14 protein-coding genes and 2 pseudogenes are annotated in these 22,110 nt (G+C 58.9%); 3 read left to right on the top strand and 13 right to left on the bottom strand.

The features are described from left to right. Positions 1 to 517: 517 nt before the first annotated feature. From GSQ83_RS04165 to GSQ83_RS04175, 4 genes and pseudogenes are all read right to left on the bottom strand, one after another. Positions 518 to 1,645, bottom strand: a complete 1,128-nt coding sequence (locus GSQ83_RS04165) for an FAD-binding oxidoreductase (RefSeq protein ID WP_158801625.1) — start codon at positions 1,643 to 1,645, stop codon at positions 518 to 520. 105 nt (positions 1,646 to 1,750) lie between these two features. Continuing rightward, positions 1,751 to 2,443, bottom strand: a complete 693-nt coding sequence (locus GSQ83_RS31600; RefSeq protein ID WP_216849927.1) for an amino acid ABC transporter ATP-binding protein — start codon at positions 2,441 to 2,443, stop codon at positions 1,751 to 1,753. A 171-nt stretch (positions 2,444 to 2,614) separates the two neighbouring features. Then, positions 2,615 to 3,295 (bottom strand): annotated as a pseudogene (locus GSQ83_RS31605) (amino acid ABC transporter permease); the annotation flags it as partial. Between the two features lie 15 nt (positions 3,296 to 3,310). Further along, on the bottom strand, positions 3,311 to 4,135 hold the full coding sequence (locus tag GSQ83_RS04175) for an ABC transporter substrate-binding protein (RefSeq protein ID WP_158801652.1): 825 nt from the start codon (positions 4,133 to 4,135) through the stop codon (positions 3,311 to 3,313). A gap of 136 nt (positions 4,136 to 4,271) precedes the next feature. On the opposite strand from GSQ83_RS04175, the gene GSQ83_RS04180 reads away from it, so the two are divergent. After that, positions 4,272 to 5,339 (top strand): LacI family DNA-binding transcriptional regulator, encoded by a 1,068-nt coding sequence (locus tag GSQ83_RS04180; RefSeq protein ID WP_158801627.1) that lies wholly within the window; start codon positions 4,272 to 4,274, stop codon positions 5,337 to 5,339. Between the two features lie 362 nt (positions 5,340 to 5,701). After that, entirely contained in the window at positions 5,702 to 6,130 is a 429-nt protein-coding gene (locus tag GSQ83_RS04185) for a hypothetical protein (protein WP_158801628.1), read from the top strand. Positions 6,131 to 6,248: 118 nt separating this feature from the next. Here the strand turns inward: GSQ83_RS04185 and GSQ83_RS04190 are convergent, their stop codons facing one another. From GSQ83_RS04190 to GSQ83_RS04200, 3 genes are all read right to left on the bottom strand, one after another. Then, on the bottom strand, positions 6,249 to 7,481 hold the full coding sequence (locus GSQ83_RS04190; RefSeq protein WP_254065491.1) for an MFS transporter: 1,233 nt from the start codon (positions 7,479 to 7,481) through the stop codon (positions 6,249 to 6,251). A 733-nt stretch (positions 7,482 to 8,214) separates the two neighbouring features. Continuing rightward, on the bottom strand, positions 8,215 to 9,915 hold the full coding sequence (locus GSQ83_RS04195; RefSeq protein ID WP_158801629.1) for a cation:proton antiporter: 1,701 nt from the start codon (positions 9,913 to 9,915) through the stop codon (positions 8,215 to 8,217). Positions 9,916 to 10,420: 505 nt separating this feature from the next. After that, positions 10,421 to 10,969 carry a carboxymuconolactone decarboxylase family protein gene (locus GSQ83_RS04200; protein ID WP_158801630.1) on the bottom strand — a complete coding sequence of 183 codons (549 nt, stop codon included), beginning with the start codon at positions 10,967 to 10,969 and terminating at the stop codon, positions 10,421 to 10,423. A 166-nt stretch (positions 10,970 to 11,135) separates the two neighbouring features. Between GSQ83_RS04200 and GSQ83_RS04205 the strand changes: the two genes are divergently transcribed. Further along, a complete protein-coding gene (locus GSQ83_RS04205; RefSeq protein WP_216849923.1) occupies positions 11,136 to 12,044 on the top strand; it encodes a helix-turn-helix domain-containing protein in 909 nt (302 codons plus the stop codon). A 124-nt stretch (positions 12,045 to 12,168) separates the two neighbouring features. Here GSQ83_RS04205 and GSQ83_RS04210 read toward each other — a convergent pair whose 3' ends face one another. The 6 genes and pseudogenes from GSQ83_RS04210 to repB form a co-directional block, all read right to left on the bottom strand. Further along, entirely contained in the window at positions 12,169 to 13,509 is a 1,341-nt protein-coding gene (locus tag GSQ83_RS04210; protein WP_158801631.1) for an efflux RND transporter periplasmic adaptor subunit, read from the bottom strand. Continuing rightward, positions 13,506 to 15,754, bottom strand: a pseudogene (locus GSQ83_RS30310) (efflux RND transporter permease subunit). Before GSQ83_RS30310 ends, GSQ83_RS04210 begins: the two are co-directional and overlap by 4 nt. Continuing rightward, positions 15,751 to 16,632, bottom strand: coding sequence for an efflux RND transporter permease subunit (locus GSQ83_RS30320; protein WP_254065496.1), 882 nt, complete (start codon positions 16,630 to 16,632; stop codon positions 15,751 to 15,753). Before GSQ83_RS30320 ends, GSQ83_RS30310 begins: the two are co-directional and overlap by 4 nt. Before the next feature lie 567 nt (positions 16,633 to 17,199). Beyond that, the gene (locus GSQ83_RS04220; RefSeq protein ID WP_158801632.1) at positions 17,200 to 18,627 is read right to left on the bottom strand and encodes an alkaline phosphatase family protein; all 1,428 of its coding nucleotides are present in this window, start codon (positions 18,625 to 18,627) and stop codon (positions 17,200 to 17,202) included. Positions 18,628 to 19,767: 1,140 nt separating this feature from the next. Then, entirely contained in the window at positions 19,768 to 20,694 is a 927-nt protein-coding gene (locus GSQ83_RS04225; protein WP_158801633.1) for a replication protein RepA, read from the bottom strand. 430 nt (positions 20,695 to 21,124) lie between these two features. Further along, positions 21,125 to 22,102, bottom strand: coding sequence for a plasmid partitioning protein RepB (gene repB, locus GSQ83_RS04230; RefSeq protein ID WP_158801634.1), 978 nt, complete (start codon positions 22,100 to 22,102; stop codon positions 21,125 to 21,127). Positions 22,103 to 22,110: the final 8 nt, after the last annotated feature.

The following is a 22,110-nucleotide window of genomic DNA, read 5'->3' on the forward strand; positions in this document are numbered from 1 at the left end:
CGGCCGCCCTCCCCTCCTCGCTGCGTTCTTAGGGACGCTTCCATCAGCGCAACTTCGCCAGCTCAAGCCGCAGCACCAGCCGCAAGCTGAACCGGTCGGTCCGCCCACGCATTAAGCGTCAGTCGATCGGCGACCCGCCGGGTCGCCCAATCTCCCTATCGCAAGCAAGGGGGTTTCCGAGCGCTCGAAGGCCAAACACCCACCAACACGCGAGAGGGATCTTATCGCGTGTTGACCGTCAGTTTTCACTTCGATGGATCACGCGCTGCTCCCGACCCACTGTTCGGCCCGCCAGTCATTACCGACGAGACGGTGAACTTTTCGAGCTGTAGTGCGATAGGAATTCTCATCGCGGTCAGCTCTATTCTGTCACCGCATGCTCCGCAACGCTCGTAGACACGGTAATAATCGGATCCCCTGCCTTAATGACCCTCGGCCAGTGTGCAGCTGGAGATTACACGAAACCACCCGATCTGAGGATCTTCCGTTCCAGACCAATCGGCTGCTTTCCTGTCGCTCAGCCGACGAACCGCCCGGGACGGAACTTCGCTAGCAGGGGGTGCGGTGCGCCGGTCATAATTTCGCCTGCTAGGAGTTCTCCCACGATCAGACCCAGCGTCGCTCCGCTGTGGCTAAACGCGAGATAATAGCCGGGAACCTCGTCCAGCCGGCCGAGCACCGGCACACCGTCCTCCGGTATCGGCTTTGCTCCCATCGCGATATCGTCGAGTTCCAGTGCCGGATGCCCAACGAGCACCGCCGAAGCCTCCTCAAGAAGTTCCTCGATGACCCAGTTCTTCACATCGTATGAGCCATCCGGAAGCGCGCTGACGGCTCGCTCGGACCAGGCGGAATCGAGCACGAGAGCGCCAGAGGGCGTTGGCCGGATCGCAACGCGCGGCGCATTTAAGACGGCGCGTAGCGGAACGTCGATCGGCTTCGTTTTGACGAGCAACGAGATCAGCGTTCCATCCGGGATACGTTTTCCAACTGCGGCCGCCATCTTCGGCACAGCAGCGCCAGTAGCAACCAGCACCGCATCCGCGGCGATACGGTGTCCATCGGCCATTATTATGCCGCTCGCCCGTCCTGCAGTGACCGCAACCGAGGCAGGTCCGCAATCGCTAATGACCTTGCCGCCAAGTCTTGCGAATTCAGCGAGCAGTACGGTGATCAGCGAGGGCAGGTCAACCCATCCCTCGCCCGCATTGAATATCGCGCCGGGTTTGCAGATTGCGCTAGCATCGACTCCCGGGGTTACCCCTGCGACTTCGTCCGCCGCCAGCAGGACGGCATCGTAACCCATGCTACGCTCATGATCGAAGACCTTAGCGATTTTATTGCTTTCATCATCCGCATCCCATGTTAGACCACCGTCAAAGCGCAGCCAATTCACCCCGGGACGCTGAGCCGAGAGGGTCCGGTAGCGGTCGATCCCGAGCATGCGGAGACGATGATACTCGTTTGAACGCATACGAGATGAGTTCAACCAGGAGAGAGACCGACTCGAGGCTCCATCGCCAGGCTTTCCTTCAGTGACAAGAGTAACCTCGGCTCCAAGGCGTGCGAGATGCAGGGCTGACGACGCGCCAAAAATGCCACCGCCAATAACGACAACCTTGGAACCCTTGGATAATTCAGTCATTTTGCTTTTGCCTTCTAGGAATCTCGATGGGGAGACGGCATCGTGGCCCTATCGGCGTCGTCGCCGCGGAGGACGCTGATTGTTGATGAGAGCGAAGAGACCGCGCTACAGAACCTCTGACAGGAATCGTTGCAGTCGGGGGCTTCTGGGGTTGCCGAAGATCTCTTCCGGGGGGCCGGCTTCTACCACCCTTCCCTCGTCCATGAAGACCACCTGATCGGCGACCTTCCTGGCGAAGTTCATCTCGTGCGTTACTACGATCATCGTCATGCCGCGGCGGCCGAGTTCGGCCATGAGGGTGAGCACGCCCTTGACCAATTCGGGATCGAGCGCGCTAGTCACTTCATCGAACAACATGAGTTCCGGCTCAAGCGCGAGCGCCCGCGCGATTGCCACGCGCTGCTGTTGGCCACCGGACAGGTTGATCGGTCGATGATCGGCACGAGCAGAAAGTCCTACATCCGCCAAGCGAGAATCTGCGATAGAGAATGCCTCGGCCTTACTCTTTCCCTGCACCTTCCGCAGCGAAAGTGCGATATTGGCGCGTGCCGTGTGGTCTGGAAAAAGGTTGAAATGCTGGAACACCATGCCGACGCGTCTTCTCAACACGTCTGGCCTCACTGTTAGCATGCTTTCGCCGTCGAGCCGGATGTCGCCTCCGCATGGTTCGACGAGGCGATTGAGGCAACGCAACAAGGTAGATTTGCCAGATCCTGAGGGCCCGATGATGCAGGTTACGGTTCCCGGTTCGACCGAGAGATCAATGCCATGCAGAACTTGAAGTGGGCCGTAGGCCATCTCCAGCCCAATTGCCTCCAGCCGCCCAAAGACTTGGTCGCTGTCCCGTCTATCAACCGCTGGCCTTCGCGCGCTGTCGCGCCCCGAAATGACTTTCGCGTCCTCCGTCTCGGTCACTTCTTGTAGACCGCTGACGACATCGGTTGGTCGCCGTCCGGTCCGCAGCCGATTGTCGAGAAAGTTGACGGCATGGGTCAGGGGCACCGTGATGAGCAGATAGAAGATACCAGCCAGTAGCAGCGGGGAAAGATTGCCGCTGACCACGGCCTCATCCTGCCCTACCCGGAATAATTCACGTTCGGACGCGAGGAGGCCTAGAAAGTAGACAAGGCTGGAATCTTTAATGTTGCCAATGAATTGATTGACCAGCGCCGGCAAGACCCGCCTCACCCCTTGCGGGATGACAATAAGGCGCATGCTTTTTGGGTAGCTCATCCCAAGCGCACGACAGGCCTCAAGCTGACCGCGTTCGACACTTTGAATACCAGAACGGAAGATTTCCCCGATGTAAGCACCGGCAATAAGACTCAGTGCCAGAATGCCGAGCGGAAAGGGTGACGGCCCGAATAGCATTCGTCCCAGTCTCGCGAATCCCTGGCCGATGAGGAGGATTGTCACGATTGCAGGCAAGCCACGGAAAATGTCCGTATAAACTCGTGCCGGGACCTTGATCCAAGGCGAGCGGGAGACCCCCATTACCGCCAGGACAAGGCCAATGACGGCGCCGATTGCGGTCGAGCAGACCGCTAGGATCAAGGTGTTCTTCAGCCCGACCGTAATCATGTTGGGTAGAACCGCCAGCATCGACGGCCAGTCGAGGAAAGTCTGTTGCAGCGTGTCTAACCAACCCATCTGTCGCGTCTGGCGTCAGTGGTGGGGCAGATATTGCGGTGTCAGCGGCGAGCCCGGGAACCACTTGACGAAGAGTTTTTCCCAAGTACCGTCCTGCATTGACGCATGCAGAGCCTTATTGATCGCCTGGCGAAAGGCATTGTTACCTTTCATTACAACGAAGCCTGCGGGCGCGTCGAAGGACGGGACATTTATCGCAATCCGAAGCTTGTAGCGCTGTGCCGTCTGCTTCGCCTGCTCGTAATCCAGGAAATGCGCATCAATCGTGCCATTATTCAGAGCCGAAATGGCCGAGTTATTATCGGGAAACTCGACCAGGTTAGCCTTCTTGAAATGGGCCTTCGCATAAATCTCCTGCAGCGAGCCTTGTAGAATGCCGAGCCTCTTACCGTCGAGATCCGCAGGAACCTTTATGCCGTTTTCGGCTGTGATCACTGAGAGGAAGCCTGCGAGATAGCCGTCTGAAAAATCGACCGTTTTCTCGCGTGCGGCCGTCGCGCCGATGGCGGCAGCGGCCACGTCGAAGCGTTCGTTTGCGATCGATGGGATCAACGCCGAGAAGTCCTGGCCGGTAAAGGTAACGTGCGCGCTGTCGAAGCCTATCCGCTGCGCGACGTCTCGGAATAACTCCACGTCGAAGCCGGTGAAATTTCCGCTCGCATCGATGAAGGCGTAGGGCTTCGCGTCACCCACGGTGCCCACGCTGATCACCGACCGGTCGATAAGGTGGTAGGGATTGCCGCTCGGCGGAGCGGCTTGAGCAGGGCTACCGCCACAGTAGAGTGCCGTGACGGCAGCGAACGCGGCAGCGCCGAAAAACCTTCGGGAGCATTGCTTCATCGTCACGACTCCATTCTGGCTCTGGTTGAGGTCTGTCTACATCTAACCTTGCCATCGATTGAGACCGGTCTCAACATTTAATTTTAGTAACCGAGAGGACCTTGACGGTGGCCCAGAAACTCAGTTAGGGCGCCGAATGGCCAAGGATCAGGGGCTACGCAGACCCGCTACCGTCCAGGACGTTGCAAACCTGGCGGAAGTCTCGAAAGCGACAGCTGCGAGAGCGCTGGGCCAGTATGGGGCGGTCAGCGCGAGAGTCATGACCAAGGTCACCGCCGCCGCGGCCGCCCTCGGTTACCTTCCCAACGACCTTGCAAGGACAATGACGACTGGACGATCCGGGACGATTGGCGTCATCGTGGGCGATATCGAGAACCCGTATTTCGGACTGGCCGTTCGAGGCGTGAGCGACGGTGCGAAGGCACGCGGCTTCAATGTCGTCTTAGTGAACTCCGGAGAGGATGTGGCCGAGGAAAAAGCCGCCCTCGAGGTTTTGGTGCGTAAGCAAATCGACGGTTTCATTATCGCGCCGGCTGCTTCAGGGGATACCGCGCACCTGCTGAATATCGCCACGATCGGACGCCCGGTCGTGTTGATGGATCGCGAAATCCCAGCGCTTGGGTTCGATGCCGTGGTGCTAGACGACAAAGCCGCCGCGAAGCGCGCAACAGAGCTGCTGATCGCTGCGGGCCACACTCGCCTATCCTACATTACAGCAGCTGGCATGAAGCAGCACACGCTTTGCGATGCGACAGGAATCGGTCTGTCCACGGTTGCCAATCGTATTGCGGGATTTTCAGAGGCCTTAGCAGACGCCGGCATTCCCGATCCCCATCGGTATATCCGCTTCGGCGTCACGGATCGCCAAGGTGCCCAGCATGTCATCGCTGACCTCTTAAATTTGAGCGACCGACCTACTGCCATATTGGCGTCTGACAGCCTCATAGCTCTTGCCATACTACGCACTACGAAGGATGTCCGATTGATAATACCGAGAGACATTTCACTGATCAGCTTCCACGACGCCGACTGGACGAGTGCAACCACACCTTCTGTGACCGTCGTGGCACAGCCGGCGTACGACCTTGGTCGGGAAGTTGTTAGTATGCTGATAGAACGCATTGAAGGCTTGGCTGAGCCGCCAAGGCGGCGTGAACTCCCGACACGCTTGATCGAGCGCGAATCCGTTTCCGCCCCGAAGTAGAGGGGGGAAAGACCCTGCCTACAGGGTTTAAGCTGCAATCGGAGGCAACGTCCCCCGACATAATCGAGCGGCGCCTCCAGTGGAAATTGTGTACGAGTGGAGACTCTACTAAAAGCCGATGCAGCGCCTATCATGAGCTGCGGCGAAAGATCCCCCGAGCTTGAGGTGATTTCATTCGCTTCGCCCCAGGCAGAGTGCCTGATGGTGATGGCGGCCTATTCCGAGGCAAATCAACAAACCGCGCATGCACTGTGACACCCGGCACTTTGGGTCTTCTCTATCATCGATCAAGCTCGACAGCTGCGTCGGTCCTTTGGCAAACTGGTGCCTCCTCAACCCCAACCCCCGACAGGACCAACGTGATGAGCCTCCTCCGCTTCGCGGCGGCCTTTTTGGTCGCCGCCACCGCCGCAACCGCGACGGCGCAGACGCCTCCTGCGCCAGAAATGCCAAAAATCGCGCCGCTTGTAACGCCGGCAAACGATGACACTTTCCTGCTGACTATCTTCCTGCGGCACGACGAGTCGAAGCCGCTTGGTAAGATTAACCAGGAGCTGAAGGAGCAAGGTTTCTTCGCAGCCTTCCCGCCCCCAGGCGTAGATGTGGTGTCTTGGTACGTCCTGATGGGGATAGGCCAGGTGGTGACGCTACGCGTTCCTGCAGCGAAGCTCAGAGAGGTGAATCGCGCCATCGAAACTACCGCCTGGGGTGGGTTTAGGACCGACTTCTATCCGACCTACGATTACAAGGCCGTGGCCTTGGGACTTCATCGGGGTGTTGACACTCAATAGTCCGCCACGCCACGCCAGATGTTCCGCGAGAGCCCCTTCGTCTGACGGCGGACCTAACAGGTTTCGCGACGGCTACCGGCTACGACTTGGCGCTCGCTCGTCCATTTGCCGAAAGGGCTCAGTTCGCTGCCGGGTCCTGGTGCGATTCTCTGGTCAGGCGTTGCCTTGGAAGAAAGGCCGTCAGCAGTCCCACCAGGGGCAAGAATGAGCAGATCCGATACACGCTTTCGATGCCGATCACGTCAGTTAGTCCGCCGAGAAAGGCGGCGGCTAGACCACCTACAGCAAAATTCAAGCCGTAGAAGATTCCGCCGATAAGCCCGATCCGGCCGGGAACCAAATCCATGGCGTAGATCATAATGGAAGCAAACGCGCTGGCCATGATGATATTGATGAGCACGGTCAGCACGCCGGTCCAAACAAAATCGACATGGGGAAGTAGCAGCGTCAGCGGAAGAGGACCTAGGATCGAGATCCAGATAATGCGATAGCGGCCAATTCGGTCCCCGACGATTCCACCAAGCAGAACCCCAATCGCGGATGACAGAAAAAATACGAAGAGCATGACCTGAGAGGTAGGAATAGACACGCCAAACTTTTCGATGAGGTAGAACGTATAAAACGAACGAAAGCTCTCGAGATAAGAAAGCTTCGACGACATGAGAACAATAAGCACGATCAAGCCAATCAAAACCGTCTTTCGTGATGGCCGCCCATCAGTCTCATGTTTGCCAGAACGTGCAGTCGCGGCTTCGAAGTGCGCGCGCATCCCCGCATGGTGGCGCGCGGTCCAGGTCATCAGCGCCATAGCGAAGATCGCCATTAGTGAAAACCATTGAAGACTCGTCTGTCCACGAGACATGATAACGACAGCTGCGAGCAAAGGACCGAGGGCACCCCCTGTCTGGCCGCCAACCTGAAAGATACCCTGTGCAAGACCCTGTTTCCCACCGGAAGCGTAGCGCGCCGACCGCGTGGCCTCCGGATGGAATATTGATGATCCGATACCGACGAAGGTGACCGAGACAAGTGTCAGGAAGTAACTCGAGGCGTGAGCTAAGCCAATCAAACCAAAAAATGTGAAGACAAGCCCGACGACGGTGGAATAAGGAAGAGGATTTCGATCCGTGTAAAGTCCCACCGCGGGCTGGAGGAGCGATCCGGCTATCTGAAAGGTCAAAGTGATGATCCCAATCTGAGCGAAATTTAGCTCGAATCTCGCTTTCAGCAGCGGATACACAGCGGGAATAAGTGATTGGATGGTGTCGTTTAGAAGATGGGAGAGGCCGAGGGCGACTAGCACCCCCATGTAAACAGTAGGCTGAACGATAGCAGTGCGATGGGTATCCACTTTGAATGGCTCCGAAGTGCAAGCAGCGGCAAGGATTAGTTGAGGCCTACCAGTCCCTGGTATTGACCGCAACGAGCAACGCCGCCCGCTCGAGTCACGATGCAGATCGGGCCTTCGTCGGCGCCACTACGCCGGACCCCGGGGCAATTGGCAAGAAATCGCGCACCATCCGGCACGATGACTGACGCCCGGAGCGCGTATACGCAACGCGACTTCGTCGGCGGCGATCGAGAAATCGCGTACCGCAGTTGAACATGCGGCCCGAGCTGCGAGCATTCTTCGGCGAAGCTTGGGTCAATTTGACGGCGGCTAGCAGTCACTAAGGACGTATCTTCAACATGCCATTTTACCAGCATTTGCAGGCGCGACCAACGCTTGGTGCGCGTCCGTGTCGCCGAGATCAGCCGCAAATCTTATCAGGGCGAGTTTCCGAGCATGATTTTGGTGCCACTCCCGAAAACCCTTCGACTCTAGATCGGCAGCTTCGAGTGACTTTGTCTCGGCGTGCTGTTATGGCGTCTTTGAGGACCACCTAGCAGCAACCCCCGGCACGTGATACCTGCGAGACACCGATCCACCGATCAAATTCTCTGCCGATCAGAAGCGGCGACTGATCCTGCTCCTGCAGCCGATGCTCAGCGAGATCATGGCGCCGACAAGCGGGGAGGTCGGCGATGCATGGGGCGCCGCAGTGTTCTGCTGTGATGCGGGACTAAACAGAACCCTCATTCATTCACGCGGCAGCCGAACCACGTGCAGCGCCTACGAGCGCCCGTTCCTGTTGGTGCCGCATCCAGTTATTGATCGCGTCGCCTTCAACATCGAGTGCGTTCAGAATCGCTGCTGTAAAATCCAGGCCTGGTGGGAAGCTACGGTCTACGACGGCGCGCACGCCCAGCAGGTCAAAACGCTCGACTTCGCTCTCTCCGATCACCGCCGCAAACCGCGTGAGACCCGGGTAGAGCGACCGGCTGAAGGGTATGATTTCCTGGGCTGTCTCGTGGGAAACGCCAGTCCAGGCGTTGATTTTCCGACCATGCGATGCGATCGAATTCCAGAGTCTCGGATCGGCCATATCGCCAAACACTGCGGTATAACCATCGGCAATGGCCTCGCTCAACCTGCGCTGATCACGCTCGACAGCGATATAGCGGATATCGAATTCCTTCAATCCATCGGCCAATGTTCGCCCAATCCGGCCCATCCCGATGATCAGAACGGGGGCCGCGAGCTCCTTGAGCTCCAGCTCAGGGTCGTTGATTCTTGCTTTTCGACGACGCAATTGACCGGCCACCTGCCTTCCGATCTGCGCGATATTTGGCGTAAGCGCGAGGCTGAGCGCCACTGCCGCAACGACGATTGAGACCCGAACTGGCCCCAGAAGCGCTCGAACAGCAGGCAAGCTTAATACAACAAAAGCAAATTCGGACCCCTGAGCCAGCAGGAAGCCCAACTGCAAAGATCCGGGCACCGACCAGCGGAAGACCAAACTCGCCGCCGCATTGGTCAGGACTTTCGCCGCGACGAGGGCCGCACTGACCCCGATCACCGCAGGCCACAGTCGCAGAAGCGGACCAACGTCAAGAGACAAGCCCACCGAGATGAAGAAAAAGCCGAGCAACAATCCTCGAAATGGTTTGATTTCAGATTGGATAACGGCCCGGTAGGGTGTTTCGGCTACGGCCATCCCACCAAGGAAGGCTCCCAGCGTCAGTGACAGCCCAATCTGCCCCGTAGCCCAGGCCGCCGCCAGCGCGACCAGCAACGCCATAGCGGTAAAGACTTCCTCCTGTCCTGTGTGAGCGACAAGCCTAAAGAGTGGCTTAACAACTAGGCGCGCCAATACCACCGCAACCGCAAAGGCTGCGGCAGCTTTGACGAGAGCGAACATCGCTACTGGAAGAATCGAGCCCCCACCTAGCGCCCCGGCTACAATGAGAAGGAATATTGCTGCTACGTCCTGAAAGACCAAGATTGCGGTAGCCGTTAACCCAACAGGGCAACTCTGTTGGTGACGCTCAGCGATCAGAGGCGCAACTACGGCGGTCGAGCTCAGCGCTAAAACGGCTCCCAGGAAAAGGGCCGGCAGCGGCGCCAGCCCGGTCGCAAATGCCAGGATACCAAGTAGAACTGTGCCAAACAAAATCTGCACCGGGCCAAAGCCGAAGATGTCTCGGGCCTGCCGTCGGACGTGGGTTAGCGAGAAATGGAGGCCAATATCAAACAAAAGAAAGACGACTCCCAGCTGAGCAAGGAGGCCGATGGTGCTGCTGTTGACAACCATTGACGCGCCGGCGGCTCGTAATGCCAAGCCGAGCACCAGGTAGCCGACAATGGGACTCAGCCTTCCTGCGCGACTTGCGATTACCGCCACAACACCAAACGCAAGCAAGAGGATGACAGGCACCAGGGCCGCAAGGATAGGGTTGTCCATCGTGTAAATGAGCTCATTTGTTGGAAGTTGTGGGGTCGACAGGTCCTAGCACAGGCGATTCGGCTAATCCGAGAAGCCGCTGCAACGACCCGCCGCAATGACGTCACCTCCTCACGGCAGCTCAGGCCAACCGGGCTAAAGCTACGATCTAGAAAGACCAGGCGGGCAGGATGCCATGCTAGCCAACCCTAAGATTTGGTCAAATGGACGGGTGACCGCAAGTCCACCAGGAGATCTGAATGCGCCATCGACCAACGGCCGCCGAGTGGCTGAACTGGCTGAGCGGGCACGCGGACTACCCACCCGGCCCATCCGTAGGGGCCGCCGTTTGAATGTAGCGTTTCCGAAAAGCTGCATCGTGATATATCTTAAGAAGCGCTAGTGAAGATGCTTGTCATGAAGCCGAACGCGAGCTCGGCCGCGATGAAGAGGCCGATTCTGCCGGGGATTACCTACAGATTTTTTAATAAGCACTGAACGTGTTGCCAGCCAAAATGTCCACTCCTTACGCTTGCCAAGCGTGTGGCTGGAAGGGCTTTTCTAGCGGCGTTTCCGTGACGCTCCCGGTGTAGTTTGTGATCGTGGACGCGGCGACCACAGCAATCACCTCAAGCGCAAGATCCTTGCCGAACCCGGCGGCGATGAAGCGCTCGATGTCCTGATCCTCGAGTCGACCCCGTTTCTGGATCAACGCCTTTGCGAGAGCCGACAAGGCAGCAAGCGTCTCGTCCTTGGGCAGTCGTCGGTCACGGATGGACTGAACGTCAGACGGGTCCAGTCCTTCCTTGAGCGCCAGGGCCGTATGGAACGCGACGGCCCAGGAACACTCATTGGTCACTGCATTGGTCAGCAGCAGTGTCTGTATCTGGGCTTCAGTAAAGCTGCCGCCATGGACATTTTCGAACAGGCCGACCAAGCTATTGATCAACACTGAAGATGTCGACATGGACCCCAAAATATTGGGAATCATCCCGAAGGTCGCTTGCAACTTTTGGAGAGCAGCCTTCGAACGTTCGGGCGCAGTATCGATGGTGTTAACCGGAAAGTCTGTCATGTGCGCTTGCCTCCAGGGAGATGAAAGTGAACGGAGTCACGGGCACATCGCGCAGTGACTGCTCGTTCGACACTCTGAGTAGAGCTTGGCAGGAATGAATTCAATTACATGAAAGGTAATCGAGCCCAAGCTTTATCGTGGTAGACAGCGGGGAATGAAGACTGGAATGAGAAATAACGCGATGGGGCCTGACAGACGCGGGGCCGGGCGCCCCGAGAGCGGGCTGGGCAAACTCATGCGCTACTGGCGTGAAGCGCGCGGCAAGAGCCAATTCGATCTGGCTCTCGAAACTGGCGTTTCTCAAAGACATATCAGCTTCATCGAAAGCGGGCGTAGCATCCCGAGCCGGGAGAAACTGATGCACATCGCTGAGGGGCTGCATGTCCCGCTCCGAGAGCGCAATGGGTTCCTGCTGGCAGCCGGGTATGCGCCCATCTATCCCGAGAGTCCGCTCGATGGACCAGAGATGGAGAGCATTGTGAATGCCCTCAGACGCGTGTTGTATCAACATGAGCCATTTCCCGCAGTAGTCATGGACCGCTACTGGAATGTGGTCATGACTAACGACGCTGCGCCGCGCTTCTTTGGAAAATTCATCGACATGGAGTCGCGCCCAAAACCGCGTAATCTGCTGCATCTGATGTTCGATCCCAACGGAATGCGTCCTTTTATCTCCAATTGGGGCAATGTTTCGGAGAGCCTTCTCGCACGTATTCACCGTGAGGCGATCGGGCAAATAGTCGATCGGAAAACGACGGAACTGATTCAAGCATTGCTCGATTATTCTGGTGGCGAAGCTAGAAACATCCAGGGTGTCACCGCTCTTGCGCCCGCCTTACCCATGATACCGATTGGATTTATGAGAAACGGTCGTACATTGAGTTACTTCTCAATGATCACGACGGTTGGAACACCGCTAACGATCGCGGCCCAAGAACTTCGGATTGAGTGCATGTATCCAGCGGATTCCACTACTGAGACGCAGCATCGAAAGCTGATGGGACGGCCGCGAAAGAGTCAACAGCGTTCTACAAGATCCCACGCCAGACTCCCGAGAGCGACCATTCAGACATAGGTTTGCTTTGCCATTCCGGGATTTTCGGTCGAAATGTGCGAACTAGCCCCGGGAGCGTTCGGTCACCTGATGCCGCAAACCGTGCACCAGCCCTGTAGGTCGGGCACCGGAGGGCTCAGATGGCCTATCGTGCCGACGCTGGAGATGACGCCACTCGTACATGGTCCCCGTCCCTCAAATCCGCCGGCGGCGTAAGCGCGACTTGGTCGCCCTTTGCAATTCCACCCAGAAGTTCCACGGTAGTCCCGAAATCACGGTAGATCGATACGCGGTGTAGATGCACGATCTTGTTTTTCACGACCATAACCTGCATTCCTTGTGCGTCGAATACCAGCGCGTCGGAGGGCACAATCAAGCCGGGTTTGACGCGCGGGATAGCTAGCGAGACATTGGCGTAAAGTCCGGGGTTCAAACGATGCGCCCTATTGTCGATGTCGGCCTCTACTCGCAACGTTCGAGATGCGGCGGAAAGCGCCACAGCCGTTCGGGAAATAACACTGTCAAACTGCTGCCCTGGAAGTTCCGGGACTGAAATCGTCGCCTTCAGCCCTTCCCGCAGGTTGACCGCCCCGCTCTGCGGGACATCGATGACGACCCGCAAAATGTCGTCCCGCTGGACAACAAAAAGCGGTTGCCCCGAGGCGGCGTCCATGGTCACAAGGTCGCCGGAATCGACGTTCCGCGCCGTTACCACTCCGTCGAAGGGCGCCGCTACCCGCTCGAAACTGGTGAGCTGCTGGAGCCGGTTGAGCGTCGCGGTCTGCGCCTCAACATTTGCCTGGGCCACCTGGACGCTCGCCTGGGATGCCGCGACATTAGCCCCCTGAGCGCTGACGTTGGCCGCGTCGTTGTCGGCACTCTGCTTGGTCGCCCAGCCCTCGGCCGCGAGTGTCCCTGTGCGGCCATTGGTGACCTTGGCGAGCTTTGAATCGGCCTCGGCTTGCGCCAGACGCGCCTGCGCCACCACGAGCTGCGCCTTCATCTGCCCGAGCTGGGCGTGCGCCTGATCCGCCTGGGCGTCGAGATCCGGCGCGGCTATGCGGAGGAGAAGCTGTCCTCGGGTTACGCGGCTGCCGATATCGACAAGACGCTGCGAGACGTAGCCGGTCGCGCGCGAGAAAATCGAGGCCGTGTCGTAGGCCATGGTTTCGCCAGGCAAAGTCAGCCGGATCGGCGAGTTATCGCTGCGCACTGTCGCGACATGCAGTGTTGGAGCGAAAATTGCGGTCGCCTTTTGTGTCTCGGAAGCGGCGGCGCCACGCTGCACGCGATTGTAGACCCCGAGGCCCAATAGACCAGCGATCACCAGTCCAGCGCCGATGAAAACGTGCGCGCGCGGCGGTGCGGGGGGCGGTTCCTCCGAGGTCTCCTTTTGCGTGGTCTTATCATCCGATGCCCTCTCGTCGTGATCCGAGCCGGAGTCGGGGTCGTCCTTCTCAGGCTGCGACAGCTGGGCGTCGGTCACAGGTAATTCTCCGGCGTTTTTGGGGCGCGCTGGCGTAGGAGGACATAGAGGTAGGGGACGAAAAGCAAAGTGCCGCATGTGCCGACGGCGATGCCGCCCATGACCGCGCGGGCGAGCGCCGCGTTTTGTTCGCTGCCCTCACCAATGCCGATCGCCATGGGGATCAGCCCGACGAACATGGCACCCGCCGTCATCAACACGGGACGCAGCCTTTCGGCACCCGCGGCGATGGCGGCCTCCATGGCGGAAGAGCCATTACGCTCCCTGTGCTCGCGCGCGAAGGTCACAAGGAGGATGGAATTCGCGGAGGCGACGCCGACACTCATGATCGCGCCCATCAGCGATGGGATGGAGAACGTCGTGCCGGTGATGAAAAGGCTGGCCGCGATGCCGCAGAACGCAATTGGCAGAGCGCAAAGCACGACGATGGGGTCACCCCAGCTTTGGTAGTTGACCGCCATGAGCAGGTAGACGGCGACCACCGCAATCATCAATCCAATGGCGATGTTCTGAAACGACTGGTCCTTGCTCTCCACCTGCCCGCGTATCGCTATCTTGTCAGGCGGCGCGAGGCTTTTCTGCGCCGTGGCGACGATGCGGTCGATTGCGCGTTCGACACTGCCGAGGTCGCGCTGCTGCACGTTCGCCATGATGTCGAAGGTTGGTGCCATGTTGATGTGAGTCGCGACCGTCGGTTCGGCGCGCCGGGTCATCGTCGCGACATTGGACAATAGCTGAACCGTGCCGCCATTGCCGACAGAACTTGGCAGCAGCGGGGTATTTTCGAGCGCGGCAAGGGAATCGTTGCGGAATTCCGGCGTTTGAACCCAGACCTGATACGGCACCCCGGTTTTAGGGTCGTTCCAGAAATTGGGGGTAATCTGGAAACTGCCGGATAGCGAGACATCGAGATTGTTGGCCACTTGCTGCTCCGTCAGGCCAAGCTCGGAGGCGCGTTGGCGATCGACATCCACGAAATATTCTGGACCATAATTGATTTGCTGGAGGTGCACGTCGGCGGCGCCCTCGACATGGGTGAGCGCTCTCTGGATCTTGCCCGCGACTGCCATGTCCTTGTCCAGATGACGGCCGGTGACTTGAATATCGATGGGCGCGAGGGACCCGAAATCGAGAATCTGGGTAATCATGTCGGCGGGCTGAAAATAGAAGACAGTGTTGGGAAACCTGTCGCGCAGGATGGGGCGCAGCGTGTTCATGTAGGCTATGGAGGATTTATGGCCGTCCTTGAGGGTCACGAGCACCTGGCCATCGTAGAACGCGACGAAGGAGCCATCGTTGAAGGCGAGGTTGTAGTTGATCGACGGTAGGCCGATGTTGTCGATAATGGTGCCGAGTTCTTTCGCTGGGATCACCTGACGGATGCTGTCCTCGACTCCCTGAAAAAGCTGTTCGGCGACCTCGATTCGGGTACCGGGCGGCGCGCGAACATGCAGCGTCATCTGGTCGGAATCGACTTGGGGGAAATAATCGGTACCGATGAAGGGAACCAGGCTACCGCCGACGAGGAGAGTGAGCCCAGCGACAATCGCAGTCGCCAGCGATGGCGCAAGATGGCGTAGAGGAGGCCGATGTAGGCTGTTCGGAAGGCCTGGAACCGCCGCTCAAAACCCTCATGGAAGCGGCCGAAGCTTCCCTTCTTGCCGGATGATGTGTGGTCATCCTGGCGCGCCGCATCGCGTTTCTCGTATTCACGCTTGACCAGCACATCGATAAGGATCGGCACGAGTGTGCGAGAGAAGAAATACGAGGCGAGCATAGCGAAGACGACGGCGAGCGCCTGCGGGGTGAAGATGTATTTCGGTGCTCCTGTAAGGAAGAGCAATGAGACGAAGGCGCCGCAAATCGAGAGGGTGGAGATGAGGGCCGGTTTCGCGATGCCGGCCGCGCCTTTGGCCACTGCCTCTCGGAAGGGTTTCCCCTGATCCATGAGGCGATAGCTGTTTTCGATGGCGACTGTGACGTCGTCCACCAATATGCCGACGGCCAGCGCGAAGCCGCCCAGCGTCATGATGTTGATGCTCTCGCCCATCGCGCCGAGTATCGCGAGGGATGTCAGGATCGCCAGTGGGATCGAGATCAGAACGATCAACGTCGAGCGCCATGAACCTAGAAACAAGAGAATCATCAGGGCCGTCAGCGTGGCCGCGATCACGGTCTCCCGGATCACATCCCCGATGGCGCCTGAGACGAAGACAGATTGATCAAAGACCGGGGTGATCTTCATGTCCCTTGGTCCGCCGCCTGGATGGAGGGCAGCATCCTCTTGACGTTGTTGACCACTGATAGAGTTGAGGCATCGCCGTTCTTTAGAACCGTGAGCAGGACCGAGGGTCTGCCGTCCTGACGGACGATGTTCTGTTGCGGCGGTCCGCCATCCCGAACATAGGCAACGTCCTGCATCAGCACGGGCGCGCCATCGATCTGCTTGATGGGGATTTGGTTAAGCGCGCTTATCACGCTTGGCACGGAGTTCATGTGAATGACGAACTGAGTCGTGCCAATCTTGGCGAGTCCGGAGGGGACGGTGACGTTCTGGGCAGTGATCGCGTTGGTGACATCTTGCGGCGTCAGGCCGCGCGCCTGCAAGGCGTGAAGGTCGAGATCGACCATGATCTGACGCGGTGTGCCCCCATAAGGCGGCGGCATAGTAGCGCCGGGATTGGTCGCGAGCGTCTGACGGATGCGGTATTGGGTGTAGTCGTAAAGCTGCTGCTGCGTCTCCTTCAAGGAAGACATGACCAACTGGATGACCGGTACTGAGGACGCCGTAAAGCGCATGATCACCGGCGGTTGAATTCCAGGAGGCAGAACCGCACGGACCGAGTTTGTGGCGGCAACGATCTGGGAGATCGCGAGGTCTATACTGACACTGGGTTGAAAATAAATCCGCTGGATCGTAATTCCCTGCAAAGTAGTACTTTGCATCGACTTGATGTCGCTGACATTGTTGCTGATTGAAACCTCGGTGTAGGTTGTAACCCGGCTCTCCATCTCGGGCGTATCAAGGCCTGTGAATGTCCAGACGAGCGTGATGACAGGAATGTCGACCTCGGGCAGAACGTCCTTCGGCATCACGACGGCCGCGCCTATCCCTGCCAGCATCACCAGCACGGCGATAACGTAGAAGGTAATGCGGAACTTCAGAGCATATGCGACTAAGCCCATCCGGCGGTAATCTCTCCCAACAAGTAAAGCCTCTCATGCTGGTTGCAGGTGAGGCGGTCACTTGAGGGTTCCAAGGCGTCGTTTAGTCACAAAGCGTCACAGCCCGGCCAGCTTCCCAAGAAGAGCCTACTTCGGCCCCCACGCCAGGCCTTAGCGCGGCTGGTTGTGCCCTCCCGGCGGAATGGGGGCTTTCCGGCATCACCATCTAACGCAGCAGGAGGCGGGGCAGAGCGCTTCGCGCGCGAGCTCCAGCCCGGCCAAGAGGTGCCGGGAGCTACTGCCCCTAGGCGAAGCGGTGGGTCCAGTGCCTTCTCGGGAACAGGTGGCAGAACGCAACGAGGTTGCCGCAAGGCGCACGGCAGGTGGCGGGCGGATTCACGCCAACGCATCCACCACACGCCAATCGGGGGTGTCGGCCTCTGGTTATCTTTGAAGGTGGGACGAGCCGACCGGCACTGATCTCGTCGTGGCGAATGGAACGAGACGCCACTTTAGACTGGCCGTTCATGGTCGCGTCGCGGACCGTGACCGGCTGAAGCCAGCGCTGGAGGCGGTTTTTCTGATCCCATGTCGGAAGTGGGCGGCAACGCGAGCAGTTGTGCCGAGAAGGGTGGCCGCAATGCCACTCATGCTGAGTTGCAAGCCACTCTCATTATCCACTTTTCGTAGACGCTGCACCTCCGCCGGGGTCGGCCACACGGGAACGAAGTCGACGCGTGGCGGTCCGGCGTTGGTCGGGCCGGCATCGCCCAGCAAGGGGAGCAGTGACGGTGCTGCGGCAACACGCTCGGTCAGCGGCGCGCCGAGACCAAAGAGCTCCTGCACCGTCTTGATGATCGAGGTGTGGTCGAAAGGTGTTCCGGAACCATCCTCGTCAAGTGGCGGACGCAAGACGCTGCCGGCGGGGATGTGCGGCGAGACGATCACGGCCGGAACGCGGACACCGAAGCGGTCGAAGGTGAAGCCGTCCGGATAGGGGCCGCCGGGCGGCGTCGCGGATGGTGGCGGCACGTGGTCATAGAGGCCGCCATGCTCGTCATAGGTGATGACGAGCAGCGTCTTATCCCATTTCGGTCCCTGCCGCAGCGCGTTGTAGGTTCGGGCGATAAGTTCCTCAGCATGCACTAGGTTGGTGGGCGGATGCTGATCGTTCGGAATTTTGTTGTGGACCCGTGAGACGAAGTAGCGCGGCTCAATGAAGGTGTAGGACGGCAACTCGCCATTCAGCGCATCCTGTTCAAACTGTTTGTGGAACAGTCGGAAATGCGTCGTCGCAAGCTTGCTCCACATATCGGCGAGCATCGCGGTGTTCGGCAGGTCGTGGAAATAGATCGCCCAATCGCGCTTATGATCCGAGAGGCGGCGGAAAATCGTGGGCATGCGATAGGGCCAATGCGGCGGATCGTTGTTGACCCAGCCGCCAGCTGTGCCGGTGTGCATGAAGAAGCGGTTGGGCCAGGTTTGGCACGGCGCCGAAGCGAACCAGCGGTCTGAAACGCCGAATGAGCGCGCGAGGAGGCTCAGTATCGGCACCTGAGCGGGGGAATGGCAGTGCATGACCGCGGCGGGGTTCGGCTCGGCACCATCCGGGCTGCGGGGCTGACGCATGTAGTTGTCGACAAAGCCGCTCATTGATGGCGTGCCTTGGCCGTGGCCATTGATGCCCACGCTGTCGGCCCCCCATAGCTGTGCCTCGATATCGTCGAACAGCTCGCCTGGATCGGGGTCGGGGCCGCGGGCTTCGGTCCGGCTCATGCCAAGGTCGTTCCACACTGGCACGGTCACAACGCCGCCATCGCGGTGCCAGGGATTGGTCTCCCGCCCTGTCAGTCCGTCGAAATCGGGGCGGTCAGGGTAGAGCCAGCCAAGCATGCTGTCGAAGGAGCGATTTTCCAGCATGAGCACGACGATATGTTCTATCGGGGCCGCCATGAGGTCTCCACTTGATACGCGGCAAGCGCCGTAGCCTTGCAGGTGACACCGATCCGGTTGCGCGCGACTGGCAAAAGCAACGCGAGAACGGCTCGCAAATCGCCCTTGTCGTCGCCCGTATCAGCTGGGACGTCCGCGAACAAAAACTAGACACCTCGTGCTGGGCAGGAAGATCAGCACCCGAATGCCAGGGAATGGCTCCCTGCCCCTTTCCGCCGCCTGCCGCAGGGCCGCGACGTCCTCCGGCGGTCCGGTGACCGCGAGGTCGTGCCGCAGCCAGTCGGTTTGAGGCAGCGCGAGCGCGCCCCCCGCCCGGCACGAAGTCTTCTGAGCCCTGCGTGCGAGCCTCGGCGGGCGTCTCGGTCACCGTCAGAGATCCAGCAGCTTGGTCGTGCTGGCGGCCACGGTTTTAGCGGCGCGCCGCAGGTAAAGGCTGGTCCGCGGTAAGCGGCAGAGCCGCAATGCCCGTCTTAGCCGCCATGCTGCCCCAAAGCCCCCGCACACTTGCTCACGACGCCGTCGGCACCGTGCCAGTCTGAATCCATCCGGTGACTATGGCAATTGATCCTTCTTGCGCGGACAGGCACGGTAAACGTGATCTACCGTGCCTGTCCCGCAGAAAAATGCTGATAGTCGGTGGTTAAAATAGGGCTGTACGCCCACGACGGCCTGACGTCTGTTGCTCGCGAGCGGAATAGTGAATCGTCGTCTGATCGACCAGGCAGCCACCCTTCCCGGAGTTAAGCCCCGGTTGGTCAGAATTCGGACGGGTGCGGACAGATTCTGTTGCCTAGAGCTCGACCAACTGCGCTGTTCGCTTGTCATTGGCGCGCCTTCGCTCTCCCACTTCCCGCCCACTCCTATCAACGGTTTGCTAGCTGATGGTCTCGAGCTCCTGGGTGAGGAACCGCAGCTGCATGCCGGTCGCAGAGGCTGAAACGGGACATCGAGTTGAACTATGCGGCGTATTGCGGTCACCTCAGGCGCGACTCGGATTACACTTGCCTACATCGCCGCTGTCGGTCGGGCTAGCCGATCGTTGCGGCGATGGGTGTACCCGTCAGCGGGTCGAACTGGTCGATCGAGTGTGGACTCTTGAGAGCAAGCTGGAGTGGACTCTTGCGAGTCGCACCAGCCCGGTCAGCGGGCCGCGGCGACACCTTGCTTTTGAGGTACTGGTGGTCGCGAGGGCCGAAGTGTCAGCCCCTTTTCGTCGATGTCGACCTTTGCATCCCTATAGACCGCCATGGCGAGAGACAGGTTCTCTAGAAATCGCGGTTTAAAGTGGAACTGCTCCTTATACCCGCCACCAAACTGACCCATAAGTGCCTTCCACGTTACTTGGCGTGGCCCAGTAAGCACATGAAGACGATAGGCCAGCCAGCAGTAAAGGTCGAGCGCCATAGAGTTATTATTTATTGCTCTGATCGCCGCTTCCTCTAGGGGGACCGGGTGCTTTCGCAGTTGCTCGTAGAATGTTTCCGACAACTTTGCAGTTTCGAGAAATAGACTGCCCTGGGCTGGGTCGGCCCCATCCACAAACATCGCGGTATCCATGATGTTTTGGTTCACCAGGCCCGCCCGTCCGGCCGCTTGAACATGAAACGTTAGCCTGCACCGGGAAATCCGCTCAGCCTGCTCCCTAACGTCCTTGAGTGACTTTCCGCCGATGGGAATACCTAACCGGCTAAGCCAGTTGCGCAGTGATTTCCCAAGCTCTATTTCCCGCGAATTCGTTCGCAGTGCTTCGGTTTGTAGATAGAGCATGATGAGCCTGGCGCGGGATCCATATGGTACTCCCACCCAGATTGGATCACCTACCTCCGTTGCCCGGCGACCGGGTTCTATGAGGAGTTTAACGTGGTCAGAGTTTATCTGCCATGTCTGATCGTCTTTTAGACGACGATGAGGAAGTGCAGCTTGCGCCCACCCTGAATAGACAAAGCCGATTCCGTTGTCTTCGTCTGCCATGTAGTTGGCCGCAGTTTCGACAATGCGACGGTCAAAATCGAAACCAAGGGCCCCTAAACGGCCTCTGCTTTCAATCAACGTATGCACCGTTCCCATTGGATCACCTAGGACACTTATCAACTGACATTAGCCTGCCAGAAGCCGAGGTCGCCGTCCGCATGGACTTTTGCGAGGTAGCCTATTCGAAGCTTATTAGAAGACTACTATTAGTATAATCGTTAAAGTCCACAGGATAAGTCGCGTAAAGCGTTGATTTCCCTTGGTTGCTTCTCGCAAAAGTCCACGGCTATCTCGCTACAGTCCATACTCGGGCTGTTGGCGTTTTCCACGGGTCTTTGACAGCTGTTGGGGGCGACTCGGGATGGAGATACCGATCGATAGGCCAGCCTCGCAACAGTCCACGGCTGCGGAGTCCGCGGACGCAAGCCCCTTTTGCCTCGCGAGAGTCCACACAGTGAGACCTAGATGCGGCTTGGGTAGGGGCTATCGGTCGTCGCGAGCGGCCGCATCGCCAAAGTCCACACAGCTATCGATGGTTGAAACCGGCGAGGAGCTCAGGAAGCTTGTCTAACAGGTATCTGTCGAGACCAGGCGCAGCGTTGACATCGACGAGAAATCGGTAGCCGAGGGCACTGCTTTCCGCCCTGACGACGATACGACCTTTAGCGTCATGAAATAAAACGGGTGGGTTTAACTCGGTCCTTGTAGCGCGCAAACAGCCGATAGCGAGGTCGAACCGAGTGTCTGAACCGACCTGCCTAAAGGATGCCTTGGTGACTAGATCTTGAAGCACCTCGTGTGCCTTCGGGTGCCCCAAGAGTTCGGCAAGTTCCATCCACCTCGGTCGTCCTGCTCGGGGTGCCGGACCGATGGCGGCTATCACCGCTTGAGGGATTCCCTTGGCCACCGATAAAAGTCTCGTCATCTCGGCGGGATGGACAGCAAGGGCGGCCTGGATGACGGCCCGTTCGAAGCCCTGTTGTTCGAGATGAGCGGCGAACACGGCTCGTTCTATGAATGACAAATTCCTCCGTTCAGCGTTCTCCTTCCCTTGCGCAACGACCAGTTCTTCATTGTTGAGGTTGCGGACAAGCGCCTTCACGGGCTGTTTAAGCTCTAGGCAGGCTCCGAGCCTGCGATGGCCATAGGCAACCTGGTACCGGCCGCTGGCGGTGGGGTGCGGCCGCACCAGGATGGGAACCTGCTGTCCTGAGGAGCGGATGCTGTCCACCAGCCGCCGGAAATCGGGGTCCGCGGTTCGGTCGATCCGATCGTCGACGAATGATGGCTCCACGACCTCGGGATCAAGGGCGTGGACCAGCTCCCCCCGAGCGAGGCTATCTGATAAAGCGTCAACCCGAGCGGCATCTTCCTCGATACGGCCCAAGGTCAGTCCCATAGCGCGCACAGCAGCCGAGGGTACTCGCATGGAGGTATCGGGCACCTGGGGGACCAAACCCGTGTCAGGAGCAGGCTGGTCTTTGTCGAACGCGGCCCGCAGCATGTCTCTAC

Source organism: Acidisoma sp. L85 (assembly GCF_009765865.1).
Classification (GTDB): domain Bacteria; phylum Pseudomonadota; class Alphaproteobacteria; order Acetobacterales; family Acetobacteraceae; genus Acidisoma.

Coding starts and splice junctions, on each gene's coding strand:
- GSQ83_RS04200 (WP_158801630.1), bottom strand. CDS start 10,969: ATGACAGACTTTCCGGTTAACACCATCGATACTGCGCCCGAACGTTCG.
- GSQ83_RS04180 (WP_158801627.1), top strand. CDS start 4,272: ATGGCCAAGGATCAGGGGCTACGCAGACCCGCTACCGTCCAGGACGTT.
- GSQ83_RS04225 (WP_158801633.1), bottom strand. CDS start 20,694: ATGGGAACGGTGCATACGTTGATTGAAAGCAGAGGCCGTTTAGGGGCC.
- GSQ83_RS04165 (WP_158801625.1), bottom strand. CDS start 1,645: ATGACTGAATTATCCAAGGGTTCCAAGGTTGTCGTTATTGGCGGTGGC.
- GSQ83_RS30320 (WP_254065496.1), bottom strand. CDS start 16,632: ATGCTGGCAGGGATAGGCGCGGCCGTCGTGATGCCGAAGGACGTTCTG.
- GSQ83_RS04175 (WP_158801652.1), bottom strand. CDS start 4,135: ATGAAGCAATGCTCCCGAAGGTTTTTCGGCGCTGCCGCGTTCGCTGCC.
- GSQ83_RS31600 (WP_216849927.1), bottom strand. CDS start 2,443: ATGGCCTACGGCCCACTTCAAGTTCTGCATGGCATTGATCTCTCGGTC.
- repB (WP_158801634.1), bottom strand. CDS start 22,102: ATGCTGCGGGCCGCGTTCGACAAAGACCAGCCTGCTCCTGACACGGGT.
- GSQ83_RS04185 (WP_158801628.1), top strand. CDS start 5,702: ATGAGCCTCCTCCGCTTCGCGGCGGCCTTTTTGGTCGCCGCCACCGCC.
- GSQ83_RS04220 (WP_158801632.1), bottom strand. CDS start 18,627: ATGGCGGCCCCGATAGAACATATCGTCGTGCTCATGCTGGAAAATCGC.
- GSQ83_RS04195 (WP_158801629.1), bottom strand. CDS start 9,915: ATGGACAACCCTATCCTTGCGGCCCTGGTGCCTGTCATCCTCTTGCTT.
- GSQ83_RS04205 (WP_216849923.1), top strand. CDS start 11,136: ATGAGAAATAACGCGATGGGGCCTGACAGACGCGGGGCCGGGCGCCCC.